General features: G+C 68.1%; 23 protein-coding genes and 1 tRNA gene. 12 read left to right on the top strand and 12 right to left on the bottom strand.

Features of this window, described 5'->3' with window-relative positions; genetic code table 11:
- The first annotated feature begins 3 nt into the window (after positions 1–3).
- The gene (gene sepX, locus EV652_RS08450) at positions 4–855 is read left to right on the top strand and encodes a divisome protein SepX/GlpR (RefSeq protein WP_132208418.1); all 852 of its coding nucleotides are present in this window, start codon (positions 4–6) and stop codon (positions 853–855) included.
- Between the two features lie 87 nt (positions 856–942).
- A tRNA-Ala gene (locus EV652_RS08445) sits at positions 943–1,015 on the top strand.
- A 498-nt stretch (positions 1,016–1,513) separates the two neighbouring features.
- On the opposite strand, the gene EV652_RS08440 is transcribed toward EV652_RS08445, so the two are convergent.
- The 7 genes from EV652_RS08440 to EV652_RS08400 all read right to left on the bottom strand — a co-directional run bounded on the left by EV652_RS08440 (position 1,514) and on the right by EV652_RS08400 (position 6,636).
- Positions 1,514–1,918 (bottom strand): hypothetical protein, encoded by a 405-nt coding sequence (locus EV652_RS08440; protein WP_242001636.1) that lies wholly within the window; start codon positions 1,916–1,918, stop codon positions 1,514–1,516.
- Positions 1,915–2,505, bottom strand: coding sequence for a nucleotidyltransferase domain-containing protein (locus tag EV652_RS08435; protein ID WP_132208417.1), 591 nt, complete (start codon positions 2,503–2,505; stop codon positions 1,915–1,917). Before EV652_RS08435 ends, EV652_RS08440 begins: the two co-directional genes overlap by 4 nt.
- A gap of 292 nt (positions 2,506–2,797) precedes the next feature.
- Positions 2,798–3,688 carry a DEAD/DEAH box helicase gene (locus EV652_RS08430; protein ID WP_132208416.1) on the bottom strand — a complete coding sequence of 297 codons (891 nt, stop codon included), beginning with the start codon at positions 3,686–3,688 and terminating at the stop codon, positions 2,798–2,800.
- Positions 3,689–3,699: 11 nt separating this feature from the next.
- Positions 3,700–4,515 carry a TOTE conflict system archaeo-eukaryotic primase domain-containing protein gene (locus EV652_RS45755; RefSeq protein ID WP_439649047.1) on the bottom strand — a complete coding sequence of 272 codons (816 nt, stop codon included), beginning with the start codon at positions 4,513–4,515 and terminating at the stop codon, positions 3,700–3,702.
- 138 nt (positions 4,516–4,653) lie between these two features.
- Positions 4,654–5,025 carry a hypothetical protein gene (locus EV652_RS08415; RefSeq protein WP_242001635.1) on the bottom strand — a complete coding sequence of 124 codons (372 nt, stop codon included), beginning with the start codon at positions 5,023–5,025 and terminating at the stop codon, positions 4,654–4,656.
- 961 nt (positions 5,026–5,986) lie between these two features.
- Entirely contained in the window at positions 5,987–6,226 is a 240-nt protein-coding gene (locus tag EV652_RS08405; protein ID WP_132208413.1) for a hypothetical protein, read from the bottom strand.
- Positions 6,223–6,636, bottom strand: coding sequence for a hypothetical protein (locus tag EV652_RS08400; protein WP_132208412.1), 414 nt, complete (start codon positions 6,634–6,636; stop codon positions 6,223–6,225). The genes EV652_RS08405 and EV652_RS08400 overlap by 4 nt, the downstream gene beginning before the upstream one ends.
- A gap of 190 nt (positions 6,637–6,826) precedes the next feature.
- On the opposite strand from EV652_RS08400, the gene EV652_RS08395 reads away from it, so the two are divergent.
- The 5 genes from EV652_RS08395 (at position 6,827) to EV652_RS08375 (ending at position 13,397) form a co-directional block, all read left to right on the top strand.
- Complete coding sequence (locus EV652_RS08395) at positions 6,827–7,255, top strand: Fur family transcriptional regulator (protein WP_242001634.1); 429 nt, start codon at positions 6,827–6,829, stop codon at positions 7,253–7,255.
- A gap of 55 nt (positions 7,256–7,310) precedes the next feature.
- Positions 7,311–9,530 carry a catalase/peroxidase HPI gene (gene katG / locus EV652_RS08390; RefSeq protein WP_132208410.1) on the top strand — a complete coding sequence of 740 codons (2,220 nt, stop codon included), beginning with the start codon at positions 7,311–7,313 and terminating at the stop codon, positions 9,528–9,530.
- A 169-nt stretch (positions 9,531–9,699) separates the two neighbouring features.
- Positions 9,700–11,136, top strand: coding sequence for a GuaB1 family IMP dehydrogenase-related protein (locus EV652_RS08385; RefSeq protein ID WP_132208409.1), 1,437 nt, complete (start codon positions 9,700–9,702; stop codon positions 11,134–11,136).
- A 394-nt stretch (positions 11,137–11,530) separates the two neighbouring features.
- Positions 11,531–12,340 (top strand): HAD family hydrolase, encoded by an 810-nt coding sequence (locus EV652_RS08380; RefSeq protein ID WP_132208408.1) that lies wholly within the window; start codon positions 11,531–11,533, stop codon positions 12,338–12,340.
- A gap of 70 nt (positions 12,341–12,410) precedes the next feature.
- A complete protein-coding gene (locus tag EV652_RS08375; protein ID WP_132208407.1) occupies positions 12,411–13,397 on the top strand; it encodes a response regulator transcription factor in 987 nt (328 codons plus the stop codon).
- A 31-nt stretch (positions 13,398–13,428) separates the two neighbouring features.
- On the opposite strand, the gene EV652_RS08370 is transcribed toward EV652_RS08375, so the two are convergent.
- From EV652_RS08370 to EV652_RS08350, 5 genes are all read right to left on the bottom strand, one after another.
- Entirely contained in the window at positions 13,429–15,645 is a 2,217-nt protein-coding gene (locus EV652_RS08370) for an NADP-dependent isocitrate dehydrogenase (RefSeq protein ID WP_132208406.1), read from the bottom strand.
- Between the two features lie 100 nt (positions 15,646–15,745).
- Positions 15,746–16,429 carry a pentapeptide repeat-containing protein gene (locus EV652_RS08365; RefSeq protein ID WP_242001633.1) on the bottom strand — a complete coding sequence of 228 codons (684 nt, stop codon included), beginning with the start codon at positions 16,427–16,429 and terminating at the stop codon, positions 15,746–15,748.
- A gap of 32 nt (positions 16,430–16,461) precedes the next feature.
- Positions 16,462–17,304 carry an ROK family protein gene (locus EV652_RS08360; protein WP_242001632.1) on the bottom strand — a complete coding sequence of 281 codons (843 nt, stop codon included), beginning with the start codon at positions 17,302–17,304 and terminating at the stop codon, positions 16,462–16,464.
- 39 nt (positions 17,305–17,343) lie between these two features.
- Positions 17,344–18,045, bottom strand: a complete 702-nt coding sequence (locus EV652_RS08355) for a hypothetical protein (RefSeq protein WP_132208404.1) — start codon at positions 18,043–18,045, stop codon at positions 17,344–17,346.
- 1 nt (position 18,046) lies between these two features.
- Positions 18,047–18,574, bottom strand: coding sequence for a SigE family RNA polymerase sigma factor (locus EV652_RS08350; RefSeq protein WP_158441114.1), 528 nt, complete (start codon positions 18,572–18,574; stop codon positions 18,047–18,049).
- 81 nt (positions 18,575–18,655) lie between these two features.
- Between EV652_RS08350 and EV652_RS08345 the strand changes: the two genes are divergently transcribed.
- The 5 genes from EV652_RS08345 to EV652_RS08325 are packed head-to-tail and all read left to right on the top strand — an operon-like array spanning position 18,656 to position 22,365.
- Positions 18,656–19,492 (top strand): alpha/beta fold hydrolase, encoded by an 837-nt coding sequence (locus EV652_RS08345; protein ID WP_132208402.1) that lies wholly within the window; start codon positions 18,656–18,658, stop codon positions 19,490–19,492.
- 21 nt (positions 19,493–19,513) lie between these two features.
- Positions 19,514–20,047, top strand: coding sequence for a hypothetical protein (locus tag EV652_RS08340; RefSeq protein ID WP_132208401.1), 534 nt, complete (start codon positions 19,514–19,516; stop codon positions 20,045–20,047).
- A 55-nt stretch (positions 20,048–20,102) separates the two neighbouring features.
- Entirely contained in the window at positions 20,103–20,816 is a 714-nt protein-coding gene (locus tag EV652_RS08335; RefSeq protein WP_132208400.1) for a YcnI family copper-binding membrane protein, read from the top strand.
- A gap of 2 nt (positions 20,817–20,818) precedes the next feature.
- On the top strand, positions 20,819–21,331 hold the full coding sequence (locus EV652_RS08330) for a copper resistance CopC family protein (RefSeq protein WP_242001631.1): 513 nt from the start codon (positions 20,819–20,821) through the stop codon (positions 21,329–21,331).
- Positions 21,328–22,365 (top strand): CopD family protein, encoded by a 1,038-nt coding sequence (locus EV652_RS08325; RefSeq protein WP_132208399.1) that lies wholly within the window; start codon positions 21,328–21,330, stop codon positions 22,363–22,365. Before EV652_RS08330 ends, EV652_RS08325 begins: the two co-directional genes overlap by 4 nt.
- Positions 22,366–22,405: the final 40 nt, after the last annotated feature.

The raw sequence follows: 22,405 nt of genomic DNA, 5'->3' as shown, positions 1-22,405 counted from the left end.
CGCATGGGGACGACAGGGCTGATCTATGTGGCGATCGTCGCCGCGTGGGCCGCCTACCTCGTCCCGATGCTGCTGAAGCGCAACGACGAGGCCCGGCGTCCGCCGGTAGCGTCGTCCGACGCGCGCGTACTGGCCCGGCAGGGCGACCCACAGTCGCGGTCGCGGTACGTCGTACGCCCGGCTGCTGGTGCAGCTGGCGCTTCTGCTGCGGGTACCTCTGCTGCTGGGGCTTCGGTTGCTGTGGGCGAGGCGACGCAGGCCGATGACCTGCCGCCGCCGACGCCGCGGTTCGTCCCCAACCGCGCCCGCCGGGTGGCCGCCATGCGCCGCCGGCGGGTCCTGTCGCTCCTGACCCTTTCGCTGTTGTCGGTGACCGCGCTGGCCGGCCTCGAGATGTTGCTGTGGTGGACGGTCGCGATCCCGGGGTCGCTGATCGTCGCGTTCGTCGTACTGACCCGAGTTCAGCTCCGGCGCCAGGCTCGCGAGCGTGCGCGGGTTGCCGCCGAGCGTCGTGCCCGCGCCCAGGCCCGGCATGACCGCGGCCCGGCCGGCAAGCCAGCTCCGTCTCCGGACGAGGAGATGACGATCGAGGTCAAGCTCCCCGTCGAGCGTCCGGCCGCGACCGCCAAGCCGTCCTCGTCGGAGGGCCTGTGGGACCCGGTCCCGGTCACGCTGCCGACGTACGTCATGAAGGAGAAGGCCCCGGACCGCACCGTCCGCACCATCTCCCTCTCCGACGACGAGGTCTTCTCCAGCGCCCGTACGACGGACCCCGCGGAAACTCCGCCCGTCGTCGAGTCGCCGGCCCCCGCACCGGTCGACGAACCGGAGATCAGGCGCGCCGTCGGCGACTGAAACCCGCTCGACAACCTCGGTTTCAGTCCGCGACTATGAGCGTGTTAGAGTTTCGCGGTCGCCAGGGGAAACCCCGGTGACCAGCTCGGGGCTGTGGCGCAGTTGGTAGCGCGCTTCGTTCGCAACGAAGAGGCCAGGGGTTCGAATCCCCTCAGCTCCACTCAGGGTCAGAGGTCCTTTCCGAGCAATCGGGGAGGAACTTTGACTTGCCGTACAGCAGCGAAGTACAGGTGTAGGGTCATTCGCTCAGCCCAGCGGGGGCTCGGCCCTGAGAGCCGCCACGAAGACGGTGGTCAAAGGGCGCCCAAGGCGACGTGCCGGACATACTTGGCCACCAGGTGCGGCCGGTCGACGTGGTTGTAGTGGCCGGCGTCCGATTCGATGACGTGACGGCTGTTGACGGCGGCAACCATCTGGGGTCTGGACCGCGATCACTTGGGCAGTCGAATCCTCGGTGATCGGCGGCGAGTGCCCTTGAAGATCGCAGCGAACCGGCGACCGGAGACATGGCCCGGCCTCGAGCACGACCATACGCGCTGCCTGCCTGTCTCCAGCCACCTGAGCGCGCGGCTGTCCCGGTCGAGCTCTGCCGTTCGACACGATCACCGACAAATGCGCGATACAGCGGCCCTCTGGTCCGGCGCGTCAATGTCGCCGGTCATCGTCCGAGCCGTACGATCTCGATCGCAAGCTCCACCAGTGTGCGGGCCCGGCGGACCAGAGGTTCGGCCTTGATCGCGGTGACCACGTCTGTCCCGTACTCGACGTCGCCTTTGGCCGCAATCAATTCACGCAGTGCCCTATCGCCTGCGGCCGCCTCGGCCCGCTTTGCGAGCGACTGTCGGAGTTCCTTCGCCGCGGTGGCGTGGTCCTTTCGCTTGCTTGTCGAACCGGTGAGCGCGGTGACGATCGCATCCTTCGCGCTGATTCCGGCGTGGATCGCGTCGCCGGCTGCCGGGGTGTACCGCGTGGCGGCAAGGTTGGCTTCGGCCGAGGCGAGATACTCCTCGGCTTTCTTGAGGAAGCTCTTGGCGTGGTTGCGCTGCTCGGCCGTGGCCATCATGCAGCTCCGTGCTTGACTCGCGGCTTGGTGCCGATCAGCGCGACACCGTCACGGAGGATGTCGCTGACGACCGGCTCTCCCGAGGCAGCCAGCCGATTGAAGTCGGCCTCGGTCAAGACGAGGACATCGCAATCGTTGCCGAGATGCATCCGGACACTGTCCTCAAGCTCAACGCGGTTGTCCCAGTCGGGCGGCGCGATGACCGCTAGGTCGATGTCGCTGTCCGGCGTTGCCTCTCCGCGAGCGATTGACCCGAAGAGGAGCACTGCCTGCACGTCGCCGTCGGTCACCGCGCTGACCGCTTCTCGCAGGGCTGCCACCGGGTCCAGCAGATTCCGCAGCGGAGCCACGGAGGCGTGCTCCTCGTTGATGGTGTGTACGCCGGCCCGCCCGATGGTCTGGGTCTCCGCCAGACCGAGCTTGGTCAGCGCCTTCAGGGCTTCTTGGACAGTCCACAGGCTGTAATCATCGCTGAGCAGGCCATGGATCTGTCGCCCTGTCAGGGGCGTATCGGTGCGCAGCAGGGCCGCGAGCACTGCGCCACGCGCCCCGGGGATGATCCCGCCGAACGGCTCATTGAAGAACATATGACCAAACTACCAGTCATATGAGAGGTGTGCCAGTCACATGACAGCTGGCGTTGGCGGGCGATCCGGGGCACACGCCAGACATGCCCCAGTCTCAGCCGCGAAATCGGCTCAGCCAACTGGGATTTTCGCTCGGCGAGCGAGGCGGACACTATGTGCACGACGATCAGCCGCAGCCGGGTGCTGCTCGTCACCCGCACAAACGTCCTATCGTCGACCGAGGTGCCAAATCAGCCGTGCCCTGCTCGTGTGGTCACCTCGTCCGATGCATGTCTATTGACGGGCCTCGTACTCAGCGGACTGATGTTGGTCGACGGGGATCGGGGAAACCGAGGCTGGCGTAGCCGGGTGCGCGTCTGGCCAGTGATGAGGCCAGGACGCCGGTGTTGATGTCGTGGTAGTCGTGGACTTCGGCGGTGGTCTTGCCGGGATACGCTCGTAGGATCCGGCCGGCGTACTGGACCAGGCGGCCCCTGAATGCGATCGGTGCGGCAAGGAAGAGGGTGTCCAGGATTGGGCAGTCGAATCCTTCGCCGACGAATGGTCCGGTGGCGACGACCAGCAGTGGTGTGCCGTCGATGGGTGTGCGTAGCCGGGCGAGGGCGTCGCGGCGGGCCGTTGTGCTCAGTCCGCCGCGAAGCACGACTGGGTCGAGAGAACGTTGTCGGAGCTGCTCTTCGAACCGATCGATGTGGGCTGTCCACTGGGTGAGTAGCAGGCAGTGCCTACCGTGTTTCAGCGCGGCGGTCACGTCATTCACGACCTGGGTGAGGCGGGTCTCGTCGGCGACAAGGTCTCGGTAGATGGCGGCCATACCACCGGGCTTCGTCGGGTCGGCGTCACCGAGGTGGCGGTAGGTGGTCTCGTGCACGTGGAGTACGGGCGTTGGGCGTTGGGCGGTCTTTTCGAACTCGAACTCGAGCTGGGGCGGGCCGTCGGTGCCTGGTGGCGTGGAGTGGGTGATGGTGTGGCGGACCGGACCGAGTTGGAGGGCGATCAGATCGTCGAGCTTGTCGCGACGGTACGGTGTGGCAGTAAGCCCGAGCCAGCGGCGGGCTGGGATCTGCTTGACGGCGTGCTCGAACGCCGCAGCGGGGATGTGGTGGCACTCGTCCACGACGATCAGCCCGTAGCCGCTGGTGAGGTGCTCGATATCGGTCTTGCGGGCCAGTGTTTGCAGCATCGCGACGTCAACTACCCCACGGGTTTTGCGGCGGCCGCCACCGAGTTGGCCGGCTTTGACACCCAGCAGGTCGCTGATGCGGCCCGCCACTGATCGGCCAGGGCCTTTCGGTCGACAAGTACGAGCGTTGAGGTCGCGTGAGTGGCTATCATCGCGCAGGCGATCACGGTCTTGCCCGCGCCCGGCGGTGCGACCAGCACGCCAAGGTCATGGTCGCGCAGATCGTCCACGGCGCCGTGTTGCTCGCGGGTCAGGGTGGCGGTGAACGTGAACTCCTGCGCCTCGCCGGTATGCCGTTCGTCCGTGACCTCAAGGCGGCTGGAGGTCTGCTCGACTAACGACGCCACCGTCTCCTGCAGGCCTCGCGGAAGGACGAGCTTGCCGTCCAAGGTTTCGTCGTAGCTGCGTAGGAACCGCGGTATGTCCCGGGTGGACATGCGCAGCCGTTGGCGCTCGTAGAACAACGGGTTCGACATGGACGCGGCATGTTTCAGCGTCGCGTGCAGTGCCGGGGTCAGCTCGTCCGACGCAAGGCGGATTCCTGAGGTGAGATCGGCGTGTACAACGGCTGGAGAGCTGGCCCGGATCCGGGTCGAGAATGCTGCGCCGATCTTGTCGATGCTGGTGCCGACCGTCACCCGGCCGGCACGGCGCGCAACTCCAGTGGCCTCGGCAGGGCTCATCCGGCCGAGCGAGGACAAGTAGGCCCACTGGTCGTCGTGCGGCTCCATCGTGGCCAGGTCAAGGAATACTGTCGCACCGTCCTGGCGCGCCCTGCCGTGCAGAGGCGCGGCGATCAAATTCCCGACACCGCCCGCCGGCAGCACATCCTGTGACCCAGTGGTACTCGTTCACGAAACTGGTGGCGGTGATCCTCGCCCGGGTCGACAGGGACCGCACCGCAGCCTGCTCGTCATCGTCCAGCGGTCGGTCGATCGCCAGGAACTCGTAGTACTGGTACTCGCTCACAATCCCTCCGCGCGATCGTCAGCGGTGAAGGGCTTTGCCCGGAAACTCGAATCGTCTCCGTTGTGGAAGTACAAATGCCCGTCGACCGTCTCGTCATCGGCAAGAGACGCCCAGCCGCGCCCGCTGACCTGATCGCCCTCGTCGACACCCTCCCAGGTGAACTCGACACTGATCTGGCCGCCCCGCTCGACTGGGCGGCAGTCCAACCAGCCGCGGACGGCGATGAAACCGAACTGGCCGGTCCGACCGGTGAACTCGATGAAACCCGGCTCGACCAGATCGATGGCATCACGGTCCCACCCGCTCATCTCCACGATCCGCCACCGGCCGGTCAACCGCACCATGGACTTGCGAGCGCTCTTTGCCATGACGCGGCAGTGTAGCCATCGCGGGAGGATCGGCTCGCGGTGCCGCTGTCTGACGACGCACCCCAGTGTGTTGACTCGTGCTTCGACGCCAGGTCCCCGAGGGAGGTTCGATCCGTGGTCGGATCGACGCCGGGTCGCTCGCCGACTCGTGCGAGTACCAGCTGGAGTTGTAGAGGTGACGGCGTCGACCTGGTCCGGGGCAGGCTGTGGCGGCGCATGTCGGGGTCGGGTGGCGGGGGAGCTGATCGGCTAGGAGCGACTTGGCTGAGCCAGAGGGGACTTGTCACAAGCGGCCGTGTCGGTCCCGCAACTGCACGCCACGGTTCCTGAGGGCACATCGGACAGTCTCGGCATCAACTCCAAGTCGCTGACCTACTCGCTTGAGTGACAGGCCCGTGGCATATAGCCTTTCAGCCTCCACCTCCTGCTCGGGCGAGAGTCCCCGTGCGCGCATCTGGATTCCGTTCCTCCGCAGATCGATCCAGCTGTCTCCGGGTGGATGCCAAACCGCATGCCGAGCTCACGCAGCTTCGCACCGGCTTGGTAGCTGGCGACCAGTTGAGCCGTCTGCTCGGTGTTTAGTTGTCTGGCTGTCCGAGGCCGCCTCCGCGGTGCGGTGGCTGGCTCGCGCGCCGAGATCCGCTTGGGCAGCCTTCTGACCAGCCGTTCCAGGTCTCTGACCAGCGCGTTTGTGTTGTAATACGGTCCCCTCAGCTCCACGAAGGCGAGAGGCGAGGTGTGTCCGCGGAAAGCGCGGACTGCCTCGCCTTCGTCGTTTGTGCGGCTGCGCTTCGCTTGCCGCGAGCGGGGGCTTCGCCACCCGCACCCCCTGGCGCCGTCGCTTCGCTCGGCGGCTGGGGTGTTCGCCGCTCATTCAACTGCGAGGTGGTTGCGCGCGACAACGCACAGCCGGTGCTGGGACCGGTCTCGGGACGCTGGACCGCTCCCTCGCCGTCTTGCGTTATGCCGGGGTGGAGCCGTTCGCGTGCCAACTGTTGGTGGGGACGAGGGCCACGAAGTTCTGGGAGAGGATGGGGGCGTCCCTGCCGACGTCGGCGACGACGGCGCCGTCCTGCAGCGTGAAGCTGATGACGGGTAGCCACTCGTCGTTGTCTGTCCTCAGCATGTAGTCCGGTTGGGCCGCCGGCGCCGCCGCGACGGGGCGGCCGAACTGTGAACTGGCGAGGATGGCTGTGGTCACCGCGGCGCGCGCCTCGAACTGTGCCGCGGAGGCTGCAGAACGTGCGTTGACATCTGCGCGCACCATGATGGCGATGGCGATCGCCACGGCTGAGGCCAGCACGCCGACACCGTGAAGGCAGCCCGCTGCACGATGTTGCCACCATCTGGGCCGACGCCGAAGCCCATCAAGCCTGTCAGGATCGCGCTGCCACCGCCGATGGCGGCCACGATCGACGGCCAGACCTTTCCCAGGCTCGTGGCACCGGCGGTGATGACCTGGAGACTGGCGGGAGTACCGAACACGGTGGCAACGTCGGACTTCTTCTCCAGCAACCGCAGATCGCGGAGGAACTGCTGTACCGGTCCGCTCAGGTCATCGCCGCTCGCATTGACCGCCTTGCCTGGCCATTGCACTTTGTCGCTGGACATCTGATCCCCCTGTCCCGCCATGGTCCCCCCATGGATCTCAAGGTGAGAGTGACAGTCTGTAGCAGTGTCGTCCAGTGGCAGGCGAGGGCGAGGGGCAGATTGTTACGTTGAGCAATGGTTGATCCCGATGCGACGTGTGTCGTGGAAGCTAATCTTGACTGATTCCAGAAAAGGGTGGAAGACTGCGGGGGTGCCGACGGTGGAGGAGCTCGAGGGGTTGTTGCGGGGGGCTGCGTTGCGGGTGACTCGGCCGCGGTTGGCCGTGCTTGGCGCCGTACACACGCACGCGCATGCGGATACCGACACGATTATTGGTGCCGTGCGCAACGACATTCCTGAGGTTTCGCATCAGGCGGTGTACGACTCGCTGCATACGTTGACGGCGGCAGGGCTGGTGCGGCGGATTCAGCCGCTCGGTCTGGTGGCCCGGTACGAGTCGCGGGTCGGGGACAACCATCATCACGTCGTCTGCCGGTCGTGCGGTGTGATCGCCGATGTCGACTGTGCTGTCGGTCATGCGCCCTGCCTGACCGCGTCCGACGACCACGGTTTCGTGATCGACGAGGCCGAGGTCATCTACTGGGGCCTGTGCTCCGACTGCTCCACACACAGAACCTGACTGCTCCACACGCAGTACCTGACTTCCGTGAAACGTCCAGTCTGGAAGGAATCCGATGTCCGAGAACCACCCACCACTGCCCGCCGAATCGACCCCGGAAAGCGAGGGCAAGTGCCCGGTCGCGCACACCAGTCGTGCGCCGCACCCGACCCAGGGTGGTGGCAACCGGGGCTGGTGGCCGGAGCGGCTCAACCTGAAGATCCTGGCCAAGAACCCGGCCGTGGCGAACCCGCTCGGTGAGGAGTTCGACTACGCCGCCGAGTTCAAGACCCTCGACCTGGCCGCGGTGAAGCAGGACATCGCGGAGGTGCTGACCACCTCGCAGGACTGGTGGCCGGCCGACTTCGGCAACTACGGCCCGTTCATGATCCGGATGGCCTGGCACAGCGCGGGCACGTACCGGATCAGCGACGGTCGCGGTGGCGCCGGTGCCGGTCAGCAGCGGTTCGCCCCACTGAACAGTTGGCCGGACAACGGGAACCTGGACAAGGCCCGCCGGCTGCTGTGGCCGGTCAAGAAGAAGTACGGCCAGAAGATCTCCTGGGCCGACCTGATGATCCTCACCGGCAACGTCGCCCTGGAGACGATGGGCTTCAAGACGTTCGGCTTCGCCGGTGGCCGCTTGGACGTGTGGGAGCCGGACGAGGATGTCTACTGGGGTCCGGAGACCACCTGGCTGGGCGACGAGCGCTACACCGGTGACCGCGACCTGGAGAGCCCGCTGGGTGCGGTCCAGATGGGCCTCATCTACGTGAACCCGGAAGGCCCGAACGGCAACCCGGACCCGATCGCCGCGGCCCGGGACATCCGCGAGACGTTCTCCCGGATGGCGATGAACGACGAGGAGACGGTGGCCCTGATCGCCGGCGGCCACTCGTTCGGCAAGACCCACGGTGCCGGTCCCGCCGACAACGTCGGGGTGGAGCCTGAGGGCGCGCCGATCGAGGCGCAGGGCCTGGGCTGGAAGAGCACGTACGGCACCGGCAAGGGCGCCGACGCGATCACCAGCGGCCTCGAGGTCACCTGGACCACGACGCCGACTCAGTGGAGCAACAGCTTCTTCGAGATCCTCTTCGGGTACGAGTGGGAGCTGACCAAGAGCCCGGCCGGCGCGCACCAGTGGGTCGCCAAGGACTCCGAGGAGATCATCCCGGACGCCTACGACACGGCGAAGAAGCAGAAGCCGACGATGCTGACGACCGACCTGTCGCTGCGGCTCGACCCGATCTACGAGCCGATCTCCCGGCGCTTCCTGGAGAACCCGGACGCGTTCGCGGACGCATTCGCCCGCGCCTGGTTCAAGCTGACCCACCGCGACATGGGCCCGATCGTGCGCTACCTCGGCCCGGAGGTCCCGGCCGAGACGCTGATCTGGCAGGACCCGCTGCCGGCGGTCGAGGGCGAGGTCATCGGTGCCGATGACATCAACGCGCTGAAGGCCCAGATCACCGCCTCGGGGCTGTCCGTCTCGCAGCTCGTCTCCACCGCGTGGGCGGCGGCGTCGTCGTTCCGCGGCAGCGACAAGCGCGGCGGCGCGAACGGTGCCCGCATCCGCTTCGAGCCGCAGTCCGGCTGGGAGGTCAACAACCCCGACGAGCTCGCCGTTGTCCTGCGCACGCTCGAGGGCATCCAGGAGTCCTTCAACGCCGCCGGCGGCAAGCAGGTCTCGCTGGCCGACCTGATCGTCCTCGCCGGTACGGCGGGTGTCGAGGTGGCGGCCAAGAACGCCGGGTACGACGTGGAGGTCGGCTTCACCCCGGGTCGGGTGGACGCATCGCTGGAGCAGACCGATGTCGACTCCTTCGCCGCGCTCGAGCCGACCGCGGACGGGTTCCGCAACTACCACGGCAAGGGCAACCGGCTGCCGGCCGAGTTCCTGCTGCTCGACAAGGCAAACCTGCTGACCCTGAGCGCTCCGGAGCTGACCGTCCTCGTCGGCGGCCTGCGCGTCCTGGGTGCGAACTACGACGGCTCCAAGCTTGGTGTCTTCACCGACTCCCCGGGCTCGCTGACCAACGACTTCTACGCGAACCTGCTCGACCTGGGCACGGAGTGGACCGCGGTCGACGACAATCAGGAGGTCTTCGAGGCCCGCGACGCCGCCGGTGCGGTGAAGTGGACCGGCACCCGGGCCGACCTGGTCTTCGGCTCCAACTCCGAGCTGCGCGCCCTCGCCGAGGTCTACGCCAGCGACGACGCGAAGGAGAAGTTCGTCCAGGACTTCGCCAAGGCCTGGACCAAGGTCATGGAGCTCGACCGCTTCGACCTGCGCTGACCCGCACGTGACAGAAGACCGGCTCCCTGAATCCGGGGGAGCCGGTCTCCTCATATCCGGGTGAGTGGTCCGGCGCGGTGGCGTCCGGTGGTGACGACGTCGCTTGTTCGTGGTCGGGGCGCGTGTCAGGCTGGCGGGGCTCAGAGTTGTTCGTCTGAAGGAGATTGCCATGCGGTTTCACCATGATCGGGAGCCTGCTGGGGATCTGACCTTCAGTGACGTGTTCCTGGTGCCGAACCGGTCCAAGGTCGCGTCGAGGCTGGACGTGGATCTGTCCACGAGTGACGGCAGCGGTACGTCGATTCCGATCGTCGCGGCCAACATGACCGCGGTGTCCGGGCGGCGGATGGCCGAGACGATCGCACGCTGTGGCGGGCTGGCGGTGATCCCGCAGGACATCCCGGTCGACGTGGTCGCCGAGGTGGTTGCCTGGATCAAGGAACGGCACACCGTGCACGACACTGCGCTGGTGCTGCCACCGACCGGGACCGTCGGCGAGGCGCTCAACCTGCTGCCGAAACGCGGTCACAACGCGGTGATCGTGGTCGACGACGGGCGGCCGGTCGGTGTGGTGACCGAGGCCGACTGTGCAGGTGTCGACCGGTTCACCCAGCTGGACGGGATCATGTCCCGCGAGCTGCTGACCCTGCCGACCGGGATCGACGCCGAGCAGGCCTTCGACCTGCTGCACGACGGCCGGCATCGGCTGGCGCCGGTGGTGGATGCCGACGGCACGATCGTCGGTATCCTCACCCGCCAGCGCGCGCTCCGGGCGACCCTGTACGAGCCGGCCGTCGACGCGAACGGGAAGCTCCGGGTCGCCGCCGCGATCGGGATCAACGGCGACGCCGAACAGAAGGCGAAGGCGCTGCTCGACGTCGGCATCGACGTCCTCGTGATCGACACCGCGCACGGGCACCAGGAGCGGATGATCGAGGTGCTCAAGCTGGTCCGCGCTCTCGCTCCGGAGGTGCCGGTCGTCGCCGGGAACGTGGTCACTGCCGAGGGGGTCAGCGACCTGGTCGCGGCCGGTGCGGACATCGTGAAGGTCGGCGTCGGACCGGGCGCGATGTGTACGACGCGGATGCAGACGGCGGTGGGCCGGCCGCAGTTCTCCGCCGTACTGGAATGCGCCGAGCGGGCTCGCCAGCTCGGCAAGCACGTGTGGGCGGACGGCGGCGTACGGCATCCACGCGACGTCGCGCTGGCGCTGGCCGCCGGGGCGTCGAGTGTGATGATCGGGTCGTGGTTCGCCGGGACGTACGAGTCGCCCGGCGATCCGCATCGCGACAACGACGGCCGGATCTACAAGGAGAGCTTCGGGATGGCGTCGGCCCGCGCGGTTCGGTCACGGACAGTGGAGGACACGCCCTTCCAGCGGGCCCGGAAGAGTTTCTTCGGCGAGGGAATCTCGACCGCCCGGATGTACCTCGACCCGGAGCGCCCGAGTGTCGAGGACGTGCTCGACTCGATCGTCTCCGGCATCCGAAGTTCCTGCACGTACGTCGGTGCCGGCGACCTGGCCGAGTTCCACGAGCGGGCCGTGGTCGGCATCCAGACCGCGGCCGGCTACACCGAAGGCAAGCCCCTTGACACCAGTTGGTGACAGGAGCGTTCCGTCGGACGTCGATTTCCGCCCCGTAGGGGTTGCGTAAACGACTACAGAGAGTCTCATTCCCGGGGTGAGATTGAGGACACAACAATCTCATGCCCCGGGCGATAGGCAGGTCCGGACCAAGATGTCACCGTGTAGTCAACGGGGGGTGGAGGTAGGGACGCTGAGCAAACTGTCGGGGGGTCGCCGATCTCGCAGGGGGCGTGGGATCGAACGACGCGGGGGATCACTGCACAGGCGTCCCGAACCGTAGTTGCGGGTGGTGGTGTGGAGTTCGACCGAGGCTTGGGAGGGCGACTCGGGAACTCGGACCCACCACCCGCGACTGCTGTCTGCGCACAGTAATCGTGTGCACCGCGCTTGCTCTGGGTGAGAGAGTCGGGGCGTGACCGACGCAGCGAGGACGGAGACCGCACCGGCGGCTCTCGAGATCGTGTGCGACGAGTCCGGGTACGAAGGCGAGAAGCTGGTCGGCGGCGTGACCGACGTGTTCGCGCATGCGAGTGTCCGGATCGACGAGGAGACCGCGGCCGAGTGCATCACCGAGTTACGGCTGCGGATCCGGTCGCCGGCGACGATGTACAAGGCCAACCATCTGCTCAGGTCGAAGCACCGGTCGGTGCTGCTGTGGCTGCTGGGACCCGACGGACCGCTGCTCGGCAACGCTCAGGTGTACCTGGTCGACAAGACCTACTTCCTGGCCTCCCAGCTCGTCACCTTCCTCGGTGCCCGGCCGTCACTGACCCGGTTCCTGTACGACGCCGGCCGTCGTACCGGGGACGCCGAAGCGTTCCTGGTCGCGGCCAACGACTTCCTCCGGACCCGGTTCCGGGATGAGCAGCCGGTCGTCTCGCCGCTCGATCCGTTGATGCCGGCGATCGTGCGGGCGGTCGAGCACTGGGGTGCGGGCGGGCAGCCGGTGGCGATCGCGCACGACCGGCAGACCACGTTGTCGACCGAGCGCGTCTTCACGCTCCGCCGATCGGCCCCGGGGTTCGCCGGGCTGGAGCAGATCGACTCCTTCACCGACCAGCGGGTCCAGGTCGCCGACTTCCTCGCCGGAGTGGCGCGCAAGATCGCCTCGGACCAGCTGAAGGACTCCGACGACGCCGAGGTCAGCGCCGTGCTCCGCCCGTACCTGGATCCGGACTCGGTCTGGATCGACGAGCCGAGTTGGACCAGACTGACACGCTGAGGGCCTTGGCACGGTCCACGTACGGCGGCATAGTCGAGTGATCGATAGAGCAGCGTGGGGAGCCGATGTCGTGGAAGGAGACAAGGCGGCCGCTCCGCTGCGGGTTGATGCCGAGACCGCGATCATCCTGCGCGAGGCGTACCACAAGATCGAGGCGTTGTTCCGGGCCGACCACTACGGCCTCTACGACTACGTGCGGGTGGTGGCCGGCAAGGTCGCCCGGGTCGACACCTTCTTCGTCGGTTTCCTGCAGGGCAGCAGCCGGGTCCGGTATCCCTACGCGTACGACGACGGCCGGTACGTCGACCCGGACACGCACATCTTCGGCCCGAACGGCCAGACCGCGTGGTTGCTCAAGCACCGGCAGACCTATCGCCTCGCCTACGACGACGGGACCGCGCTGCATGCCGGCGTCTCGATCGGGGATGTCGGGCGGCGGTCGGAGGACGCGGTGACGGTGCCGATCTTCCGGCCCTCGAAGGAGGGGCCGGACCAGTTGTTCGGGATGCTGTCGATGCAGAGCTACGTGCCGAACAGCTACGACGACAACGCCATCCGGGCGTTCGAGTGGCTCTGCGGCGTGGTCGAGCGGGTGCTGACCCGGGAGGGCGAGGACCGGGACGCGCTCCGGCGGCTGCCCGCCGGTGACATCGGGCCGAACCTGCTGACGTCCGACCACGTGATGGAGTACCTGGCGCACCGGGTCGGGTCGATCCGGGAGATCGCGGTCGAGGCCATGGACGAAGCCGACGTGACTGCCGCGGTCCAGAGCCACCTGACCCGGATCGTCGACGCCACCGAGCACATCCAGTCCGAGCTGATCGAGATGCTGATGGACACCGACGAGGGTCCGGAGCGCCGGTACGGGAGCCTGACGAAGGCCCAGCAGGGCGTCGCAGTCCGCCTGGTCGACGGCCTCGACAACGATCAGCTGGCCGCGGAACTCGGCATCAGCCTGAACACCGTCAAGACCCACCTGAGCGCCATCCTGCGCAAGTACGGCATGGCCAACCGCGCCCAGGTAGCCGACGACGTCCGCAGGTATCTCGCCCGGTGACCGCGGTGGTCACCGGGCGCTGTCGTCGAGATCAGATCGAGGCGAGGGCGTCGTTCCAGGTTTTGGAGGGGCGCATGACGGCGGCGGCCTTGGCCGGGTCGGGCTGGTAGTAGCCGCCGAGGTCGACCGGGCTGCCCTGGACGGCGAGCAGCTCGGCCACGATGGTCTCCTCGTTCGCCGCGAGGGTCTCGGCGAGTTGGGTGAACTCCTTGGCCAGCTCGGCGTCGTCGGTCTGCTTGGCCAGCTCCTGGGCCCAGTACAGGGACAGGTAGAAGTGGCTGCCGCGGTTGTCGATCCCGCCGACCCGACGGGTCGGCGACTTGTCCTCCTCGAGGAACGTCGCGGTGGCCCGGTCCAGGGTGTCGGCGAGGATCTGGGCGCGGGCGTTACCGGTCGCCTGGGCCAGGTGCTCGAAGCTCGCGGCCAGCGCGAAGAACTCACCCAGGCTGTCCCAGCGCAGGTAGTTCTCCTTGACCAGCTGCTGCACGTGCTTGGGCGCCGAGCCACCCGCGCCGGTCTCGAACAGACCGCCGCCGGCCATCAGCGGGACGACCGAGAGCATCTTCGCGCTGGTGCCGAGCTCGAGGATCGGGAACAGGTCGGTCAGGTAGTCGCGGAGCACGTTGCCGGTCACCGAGATGGTGTTCTCGCCGCGGCGGATCCGCTCCAGCGACAGCTTGATCGCGTCCACCGGCGCCAGGATCTTCAGGTCCAGGCCCTCGGTGTCGTGCTCGGTCAGGTACTCGTTGACCTTCGCGATCAGGTTCGCGTCGTGGGCGCGGGTCTCGTCCAGCCAGAACACCGCCGGGTCGCCGGTGGCGCGGGCCCGGGTGACGGCCAGCTTGACCCAGTCGCGGATCGGGTCGTCCTTGGTCTGGCAGGCGCGGAAGATGTCACCGGCCTCGACCGCCTGCTCGAGGACGACGGTGCCGGCCGCGTCGACCAGCCGGACCGTGCCGGCGGTGGCGACCTCGAAGGTCTTGTCGTGCGAGCCGTACTCCTCGGCCTTCTGCGCCATCAGGCCGACGTTCGGCACCGAGCCCATCGTGGCCGGGTCGAAGGCGCCGTTGGCGCGGCAGTCGTCGAGGACGACCTGGTAGATGCCGGCGTAGCTGCTGTCCGGCAGCACCGCGAGGGTGTCGTGCTCTTGGCCGTCCGGGCCCCACATGTGGCCGGAGGTGCGGATCATGGCCGGCATCGAGGCGTCCACGATCACGTCGGACGGGACGTGCAGGTTGGTGATGCCCTTGTCGGAGTCGACCATCGCCAGCGCCGGGCCGTCGGCCAGCTCGGCGTCGAACGAGGCCTTGATCTCGGCGCCGTCCGGAAGCTCGGCGAGCCCGGACAGGATCGCATTCAGCCCGTCGTTGGGGGACAGGCCGGCGTTTGCGAGCGTCTCGCCGTACTGCGCGAAGGTCTTCGGGAAGAAGACGCGGACCGCGTGGCCGAACACGATCGGGTCGGAGACCTTCATCATGGTGGCCTTCAGGTGCAGCGAGAACAGGACGTCGTCCGCCTTGGCCCGGGCGACCTGCGCACCGAGGAACTCGCGCAGCGCGGCCACGTGCATCACCGAGGCGTCGACGACCTCACCGGCCAGCACCGGGACCGAGTCGCGTAGCACGGTGGTGCTGCCGTCCTCGGCCACCAGTTCGATCCGCAGGGTGCCGTCGGCCTCGATCACGGTCGACTTCTCGGTCGACCGGAAGTCGTTCTGGCCCATGGTGGCGACGTTGGTCTTCGACTCGGCGGTCCAGGCGCCCATCCGGTGCGGGTGGGCCTTCGCGTAGTTCTTCACCGAGGCGGGTGCGCGGCGGTCGGAGTTGCCCTCGCGCAGCACGGGGTTCACCGCGGAGCCCTTGACCTTGTCGTAGCGGGCGCGGATGTCGCGCTCCTCGTCGGTCTTCGGCTCGTCCGGGTACTCCGGCAGCGCGTAGCCCTGGCTCCGCAGCTCGGCGATCGCGGTCTTCAGCTGCGGGATCGAGGCCGAGATGTTCGGCAGCTTGATGATGTTCGCCTCGGGCGTCTTGGCCAGGTCGCCGAGCTCGGCCAGCGCGTCCGCGATCCGCTGATCTTCCTTCAGGTAGTCCGGGAAGAGCGCGAGGAGCCGCCCGGCCAGCGAGATGTCCCGGGTCTCCACCCCGACCCCGGCCTGGCCGGCGTACGCCTGGATCACCGGCAGGAACGAATACGTGGCCAGCGCCGGAGCCTCGTCGGTGTGGGTGTAGATGATGGTCGAGTCAGTCACCACGTGCTCCGCTTCACTCGTTGCTTGCGTCCTGCCGCCCGTGGCGGCGATCCCCACCCTAATAGGCGTCCCGGCCCGCCTGGCCCGGACGTGTCCATGTTCACGCTCCGTCGAGGTCGTCCGGGTGGGCGAGCTTGATCTGGAGCGCGGACGCGAGAGCGGTGGTGACGGCGAGCATGTCGATCGGGGAGGCGTTCGCGATGGTGGCTCCGGCCAGGCTGGCGATGCCGCGGGTGCCCTCCCAGGTGCAGTCGACGAAGGTGGCGCCGGCCGCCTTGACCTGGGAGAACTCGGCCGAGGTCAGGTCGCAGCGCCGGAACACCGTGCCGCTCAGGTCCGCGGAGACGAAGTCCGCGCTCTGCAGCCGGCAGTCGCTGAACTCGACCCGGACGAACTTCGCGAACCGGAACGACGCGAAGTCCAGCACGCTGTCGCGGACCGTGACGTGCTGGAGGCTGGTCCCCGGCGCGGCGAACCCGGTGAGCCGCGAGGACGCGACCGCGAGCCGGGTCACAGCGGCATCGGACCAGCGGGCGTTGGCGAGGTCGCACTGGGACAGCTCGGAGTCGACCAGGATCAGCTTGTCCAGGTCCGAGCCGCCCAGGTTGCACCGGGTCAGCCGGCAGCCGCTGAGCTCCACATGCTCGGCGGCCAGGTCGCTCAGGTCGACGTCCTCCAGCGCGAGATCGAGCAACCGCGCCTCGTCGTCGATGTCGTCCGAGGTGGGGGAGGCGGCGTCGAGCTGGGTCCGCAACCGCGGTACGGCGATCTTCCGAGTGGCCATGTGGCGACCGTAACCAGTGCCACCGACAGCCGTCAGCGTGACCGGAGGTAGTGCGCGGCCGCACCGATCAGGGCCGAGTGCTCGGTGTCCTGGGTGGCCTCGACCTCGACGTCGAACACCTTCCGGACGATGTCGAAGGCGCCGGAGATCGAGCCGCCCAGCACCACCTTCGTCACCCCGAACCGCTCCAGCCACGGCGTCAACGCAGCCGCCAGTACGCCGAACGCCTCGAGCAGCACGTCTCGCGCGTTATCGGCTCCACCACGGGCCCGCTCGGCGATCTCCTTCACGCCGATCTCCGGCTCCTCGGTGCCCGTCCGGTCGAAGTAAGCGCGCAGGATCGCGCGGGCGGAGATCCAGTCCTCCAACGGCTTACCGTCGTACGACGTCCGGTAGAGCTCACCGCCCGGCGGCACTGTCTCGCCCTCACGCACCACCCAGCCGTCGGCGAGGAACGCCGTACCGATGCCGGTGCCGATGGTGACGCCGACGCAGCGGTCGATACCGCGGACCTCGCCCGCCGTCCATTCGCCGACCGCGAACGCCTCCGCGTCGTTCATGAACAGGATCTGCTCGAGGTCCAGCAGGTCGCGCAGGCTTTCGCCGACGTTGTAGCCGTAGAGGTTGTCGAACTTGCCCTGCCCGCGGTACCAGGCGATCCCGGTCTCGACATCGAACGGGCCGGGCAGTGCCACCGCCAGACCCTTTGCCAGCGGCAACTTCCGGGCCGCGGTCGCGAGTTGCCCGAGAACGACCTCGGCCGCCTTCTGCGACTCGAGGTCCGCTCGCTCCACCACGTTCACGGCCCAGGTGTCCGACGACACCACGGCCGCCGTCACGTGGCTACCCCCGACCTCCAGCACCGGTACGTCCATGCCGCCCATCATCCACGACCGCGCAGTTCATCCCGGGCATCACCACTTGCCCACGGCATCGAGACCGCCGCGCGCGTCGTAGATCCGGATGACCGCGGTCGGCATCACGCCTGGCCACGGCCGCGCCTCGATGTGCCGGTAGACGAAGAAGTCGGACTTGGCCACTCCCTCGCCGCTCCTGCCGTCGCCGGTGTCGACGACGACCTTCAGCGCCTCGCCGTACGCCCGGCCGAAGACGGTCGTCATGCTCCTGGTCGAGTCGATCGGGCTCTTGCGCAGCAGCATGCCGCCACGGCCGCCGGTCGGCGCGTTGGCCGCAGCGGCCGGCTGGGTGACGCAGAACGCGTACATGTCGATGGACGCGTTCCTCTCGCCGGGCTCCCGTCGGATGGAGGCCGACCCGTAGTCGTCGCTGATCGCCAGCACCTCACTCCAGGCCCAGACCTCGGATCCGAGCGTCCGTCCGTTCGACGCCGTACAGAGCTTGTAGTTGTCCTGTGGCCGGTTCGGACCGGTCGGGGCGGTGGAGGGCTGGGTCGCCGGCGCGACGCCACTCGGGTCCTGAGCCTCGAGTGCGACGGTGACTCCGGCGAACAGGAAGACGACCGCGGCGAGCGAGCCGGCCAGTCTGCGGTTCCGCACCCGCCGACGCCCCGCGGCGACCAGCTTTTCCGGATTCGGCAGGAAGATGTCGGGCCGCTCGGTCGCGCGGTCCATCAGGTTCTTGAGTTCACGCGTCATGTCAGCCTCCCAGTCCGGCGAGGTCCGAAAGTTCCGCGAGGGCGGGATGGCTGCGCAGTTTGTCGAGGGCCCGCAGTGTCTGGCTCTTGACCGTTCCCGGCCGGCAGTCCAGCACAGCGGCCGTCTCGTCGACCGAGAGTTCGTCGAAGTACCGCAGTACGACGCACGCGCGCTGGCGGGCCGGGAGTTCGGCCAGGGCCTGCGTGATGACCATGCGGTTCTCCAGCATGCCGAGCGGGTTGGCGGTGTCGGCCTCGGCGGCGAAGTACCCGTCACCGCCGACGACCTCCTGGCTGGACTTGCGGCGCAGGCCGTCCAGCGTGGTCGAGACCACCACCTTTCGCGCGTATGCTCCGACGCTGCCCTTCCGCTGGATCCGGCCCCAGACCCGGTACAGCCGGATCAACGCCTCCTGGGTCGCGTCCTCCGCCCGCTTCCAGTCTCCGCACAGTAAGTAAGCGGTTCGGCACAGAGAGTTGGCTTGATGGGTCACGAAGTCGACGTAGTCCTGCTCGACTTCTTTCTTCACACCCTCCGCCTCCCCCAGGGTCGTGCGGTGTCAACGTGATCGGCGGCCCATTCGGTTGCACGGTGCGGCAAGATTTCTTCCGTGCATGAGCTCATGGTCGACGGTGTGCGGTTCACCTACCACGTCCATGGCACCGGCCCGGTGTGCCTGGTCTACCCCGGCGGCCCCGGATTCGACTGGCGCTACCTGCGGCTGCCGATGCTCGAGGAGCACCTGACGACGGTGTACGTCGAGCCGCCCGGCAGCGGGAACTCCGGCCTGCTGTCCGACGGCGACTACTCGATCGAGCGGTACGCGTCGTTCGCCGACCACCTCGCCCGGCACCTGGGGGAGTCGAAGGTCTTCCTGCTCGGCCACTCGCACGGCGCGTTCGTCGCCCTCCAGACGGCGCTGGACTTCCCCGACCGGCTGGCAGGGATCATCGTGTACGGCGGTACGGCCTTCTACGGCCCTGAGCTGTTCGACCAGGCGTACCGCAACATCGAGGCGTGGGTCGCCGGGCGCTCACCGGGAGATCCGCTGTCGGAGCAGATCGTCCAGGCGTGGCACGACGATCCGCCGGAGCCTGAGGCCCACATGGACGCGTTCCGGCGGCTGCTGCCCATGTACTTCAAGGACTACGCGGCGATCGAGACCCGGCTCACCGACTGGCGGACGGCACTCGAGATCACCCTCGACCCGAACCGGCAGGAGGAGCACTGGGACATCCGCGACCGGCTCGGCGAGATCGTCGTACCGACGCTGGTGCTGGGCGGGGTGGCGGACTTCATCACCCCGTTGAACTCGGCGCAGGAGCTGGCCGACGGGATCCCGGGTTCGGAGCTGGTCGTCCTCGCCGGGAGCGGGCATCTCGGCCATCTCGAGGAGCCGGACGCGTTCCGGAACTCCGTCGTGGGCTTTGTTCGTAGAGTGTCTTGATCGGCACTTGAGGGGACAGGTATGCCCGCGGAGAGCAGAGCGACCTCCGTGGTCGCGGCGCTGAGCGTCGTGGTCGCGGTGCTCGGCCACGTGCTCGCGGGTGGCGGGCCGGTGCCGCTCGGGGTGGTCGCACCGCTCCTGGCTCTGACCGGGGTGTGCTGGCTGCTCGGTGAGTACCTGGCCGGCGAACGCCTGCTGTCCGGACTTGTCCTCGCGTGTGTGCAGCTCTTCGTCCACGTCACGTTGGATGCGGCGCACACGGGGCACGAGACGATGCATCGTGGGATCAGCGGCAGTCTGTTCATGACCGCAGCCCACCTGGCGGTCCTGTTCGCAGGGGTCCTCGCGATCAGCCGCGCGCACCACTGGGTTCACCGTGTCCTGCGGATCTTCGAGCGGCTGCTGCCGAGGCTTCCGGTTCTGATCCCGGTACGACGCTGTGCCGCCGTACTGCTCGCAGAGCCTCCGACGCCCCGACTGCTGCAACGGTGGCTGACTGCGAACGTCTCCCGGCGTGGACCACCGCTCACACGAGTCATCCCAGCTCCGTCCTGACCGGCCGCGTCACATCGCGGTCGGTAGAACTCGTGTGACCGTGAAAGGTCCTTTCATGCCCAAGAAGTTCGTCCTGCGTGCTGCCGCGATCGCCGCGGCGTCCACACTCGTTCTGGCCGGTGCCGCCACCTCGGCATCGGCCCATGTCACGGTGTCGTCGCCGGACGCCAAGCCCGGCGGGTACGCCAAGCTGGTCTTCCGGGTCCCGACCGAGTCCGACAACACCAGCACCACCAAGCTCGTCGTCTCCTTGCCCAAGGACCACCCGTTCGCCCACGTCGGGGCGCTGGTGAAGGACGGGTGGAAGGTGGAGAAGAAGACCGAGAAGCTGCCCGCGCCGGTCAAGGTCGGCGACGTCAACCTGTCCGAGGCGGTCACGACGGTCACCTGGACCGCCACCGGCGCAGGCATCCCGCCGAACGACTTCGACGAGTTCGCCCTGTCGGTGGGCCGGATGCCCGAGGGCGTGGACTCGCTGAGCTTCCCAGCCGACCAGACGTACAGCGACGGCGAGGTGGTCAAGTGGGCCGATGCCGCCAAGGACGGCGCCGACGCGCCGGAGCACCCGGCACCCACGCTCAAGCTGACCGCCACGATCACCCAGGTCTCCACGGCCGCCGCTGAGAGCAAGGACTCGTCCGACCCGGTGGCGCGCTGGCTCGCCGCTGGTGGATTGGTGGTCGGCCTGCTCGGCCTCGCCTTCGGCCTGCGGGCTAGAAAGGCCGCAGCCGCGGCTGGTCCGACGGACTCAGGGAAGGCACAGTCGTAACCGTGCGCCGGTTGATTGCTGTTCTGGTGGCGTCGCTGCTCGCCCTGGTGGTTTCCACCGGGGTGGCGGCGGCGCACGCCAAGCTCGAGTCGATGACACCGGCCGACGGGTCGTCCATGGCCGCCCCGCCGACCCAGGTGGTGCTGACCTTCAGCGAACCGGTCGGCAGCAACGGCACCCAGGTCCAGGTGAAGTCCCCCAGCGGGAAGAACGTCGCCACCGGTGATGTCCAGGTGCTCGACAACAAGGTGACCCAGCCGGTCGGTGCGATGATCGAGGCCGGCCGGTACCAGGTCGACGCCCGGCTGGTGTCCGCCGACGGTCACCCGATCACCGTCACCGGATCCTTCACCGTGACCCACGCCGGCCACCCGGCGACACAACCGGCCGGCACCACACCCACCGCCGACAGCGGCAACTCGAACACGGTCACCATCGTCGCCATGTGCCTCGTCATGCTGGTCGTCGTCGCCCTGGCCGTCGTCATCGTCCGTCGCCGTCCGGCCTCGCAATGAGCGCCGGCTCGCCCAGCCCGGTGAGCGCCGGGCAGGGGAGCGGCCGGCGGTCGAGCTGGGTGCTCGCCGTCGGGATGGTTGCTGTCGGCATCGTGGTGATGGTCATCGCCCTGGCCGCCGCGGGTGGTGCGCCGCAGCGACCACCGGAAGGCCTGATCGGCGCCGGAATGCCTTTGTCCTGGTCGGTTCCGGTACTGCGCTTCATCGCGGACGCGGCTGCGATCGCGACGGGCGGTGCGCTGCTGGCTGGCGTACTGTTGCTTCCAGCAACTGATGGGAAGCTCGGTCCGCAAGCACTGCGGGCCTGCCAGGACGCGGCTGTCGCGGCGGGTGTCTGGGCGGTGGCGAGTGTCGGTGGACTGATCACGTCCGCGGCCGTCATTCTCGGCATCCCGCTGTCCCACCTCGCCGACCACGCGTCCGCGGCAGGCGAACTCGACCAGGTCAGGGCTCTCGCGGTCACCGTCGTACTCACGGCGATCCTGGCGGTGATCCTCAGCGGCTGCCGCACGACCCGGGGAGCCCGCTTCGCGGTGGTCCTCACCGCGGCGGCGTTGACCGGGCCGCTGCTCACCGGTCACGGCGCGATCGAGCGCACCGGCTTCTGGTCGGTCCTCGCGACCAGCTCTCTGGTTGTGCACGTCTTCGCGGCAACCGCATGGATCGGCGGTCTTGGCGCCGTACTGCACTATGCCCGGGGGCGGCACGCGGTCGAGCAGTTCAGCCGGCTGGCCCTGGTCTGCGCGATCGCGATGGGCGTCACCGGGCTGCTGACGGGGGAGATCCACCTCGGCGACCGGGAGGACGGCTGGGGCCTGATCACGCAATGGGTGACGAGCGGGTACGGCGCTCTGGTCTTCGCCAAGACGGTTGCGTTCGCGGTCCTCGTCACGGTCGGTTGGTGGCATCGGCGTACGACGCTCCCGGACCTGGCGGCCGGGGACCCGGCGGCCTTCCGGCGGCTGGCGGTGGTCGAGCTGCTGATCATGGCCGCGACCGTGGGACTCGCCGTTGCCTTATCGCGCACGCCGTGAGCGTCGGACTCGGTGATATGTCAACAGAAGTCCGTATGAT

It is taken from the genome of Kribbella steppae (assembly GCF_004342025.1).
In the GTDB taxonomy this organism is placed as follows: Bacteria; Actinomycetota; Actinomycetes; order Propionibacteriales; family Kribbellaceae; genus Kribbella; species Kribbella steppae.
This window is presented reverse-complemented; position numbering and strand designations above follow the sequence as displayed.

Excerpts from the sequence above, each read along its gene's own strand:
- EV652_RS08360 (WP_242001632.1), bottom strand. The coding sequence starts at position 17,304 with ATGGACGTACCGGTGCTGGAGGTCGGGGGTAGCCACGTGACGGCGGCC.
- EV652_RS08440 (WP_242001636.1), bottom strand. The coding sequence starts at position 1,918 with ATGATGGCCACGGCCGAGCAGCGCAACCACGCCAAGAGCTTCCTCAAG.
- EV652_RS08430 (WP_132208416.1), bottom strand. The coding sequence starts at position 3,688 with ATGCTGCAAACACTGGCCCGCAAGACCGATATCGAGCACCTCACCAGC.
- EV652_RS08355 (WP_132208404.1), bottom strand. The coding sequence starts at position 18,045 with ATGACGCGTGAACTCAAGAACCTGATGGACCGCGCGACCGAGCGGCCC.
- EV652_RS08415 (WP_242001635.1), bottom strand. The coding sequence starts at position 5,025 with ATGGCAAAGAGCGCTCGCAAGTCCATGGTGCGGTTGACCGGCCGGTGG.
- EV652_RS08335 (WP_132208400.1), top strand. The coding sequence starts at position 20,103 with ATGCCCAAGAAGTTCGTCCTGCGTGCTGCCGCGATCGCCGCGGCGTCC.
- EV652_RS08325 (WP_132208399.1), top strand. The coding sequence starts at position 21,328 with ATGAGCGCCGGCTCGCCCAGCCCGGTGAGCGCCGGGCAGGGGAGCGGC.
- EV652_RS08400 (WP_132208412.1), bottom strand. The coding sequence starts at position 6,636 with ATGTCCAGCGACAAAGTGCAATGGCCAGGCAAGGCGGTCAATGCGAGC.
- EV652_RS08385 (WP_132208409.1), top strand. The coding sequence starts at position 9,700 with ATGCGGTTTCACCATGATCGGGAGCCTGCTGGGGATCTGACCTTCAGT.
- EV652_RS08435 (WP_132208417.1), bottom strand. The coding sequence starts at position 2,505 with ATGTTCTTCAATGAGCCGTTCGGCGGGATCATCCCCGGGGCGCGTGGC.
- sepX (WP_132208418.1), top strand. The coding sequence starts at position 4 with ATGGGGACGACAGGGCTGATCTATGTGGCGATCGTCGCCGCGTGGGCC.
- EV652_RS08365 (WP_242001633.1), bottom strand. The coding sequence starts at position 16,429 with ATGGCCACTCGGAAGATCGCCGTACCGCGGTTGCGGACCCAGCTCGAC.
- katG (WP_132208410.1), top strand. The coding sequence starts at position 7,311 with ATGTCCGAGAACCACCCACCACTGCCCGCCGAATCGACCCCGGAAAGC.
- EV652_RS08340 (WP_132208401.1), top strand. The coding sequence starts at position 19,514 with ATGCCCGCGGAGAGCAGAGCGACCTCCGTGGTCGCGGCGCTGAGCGTC.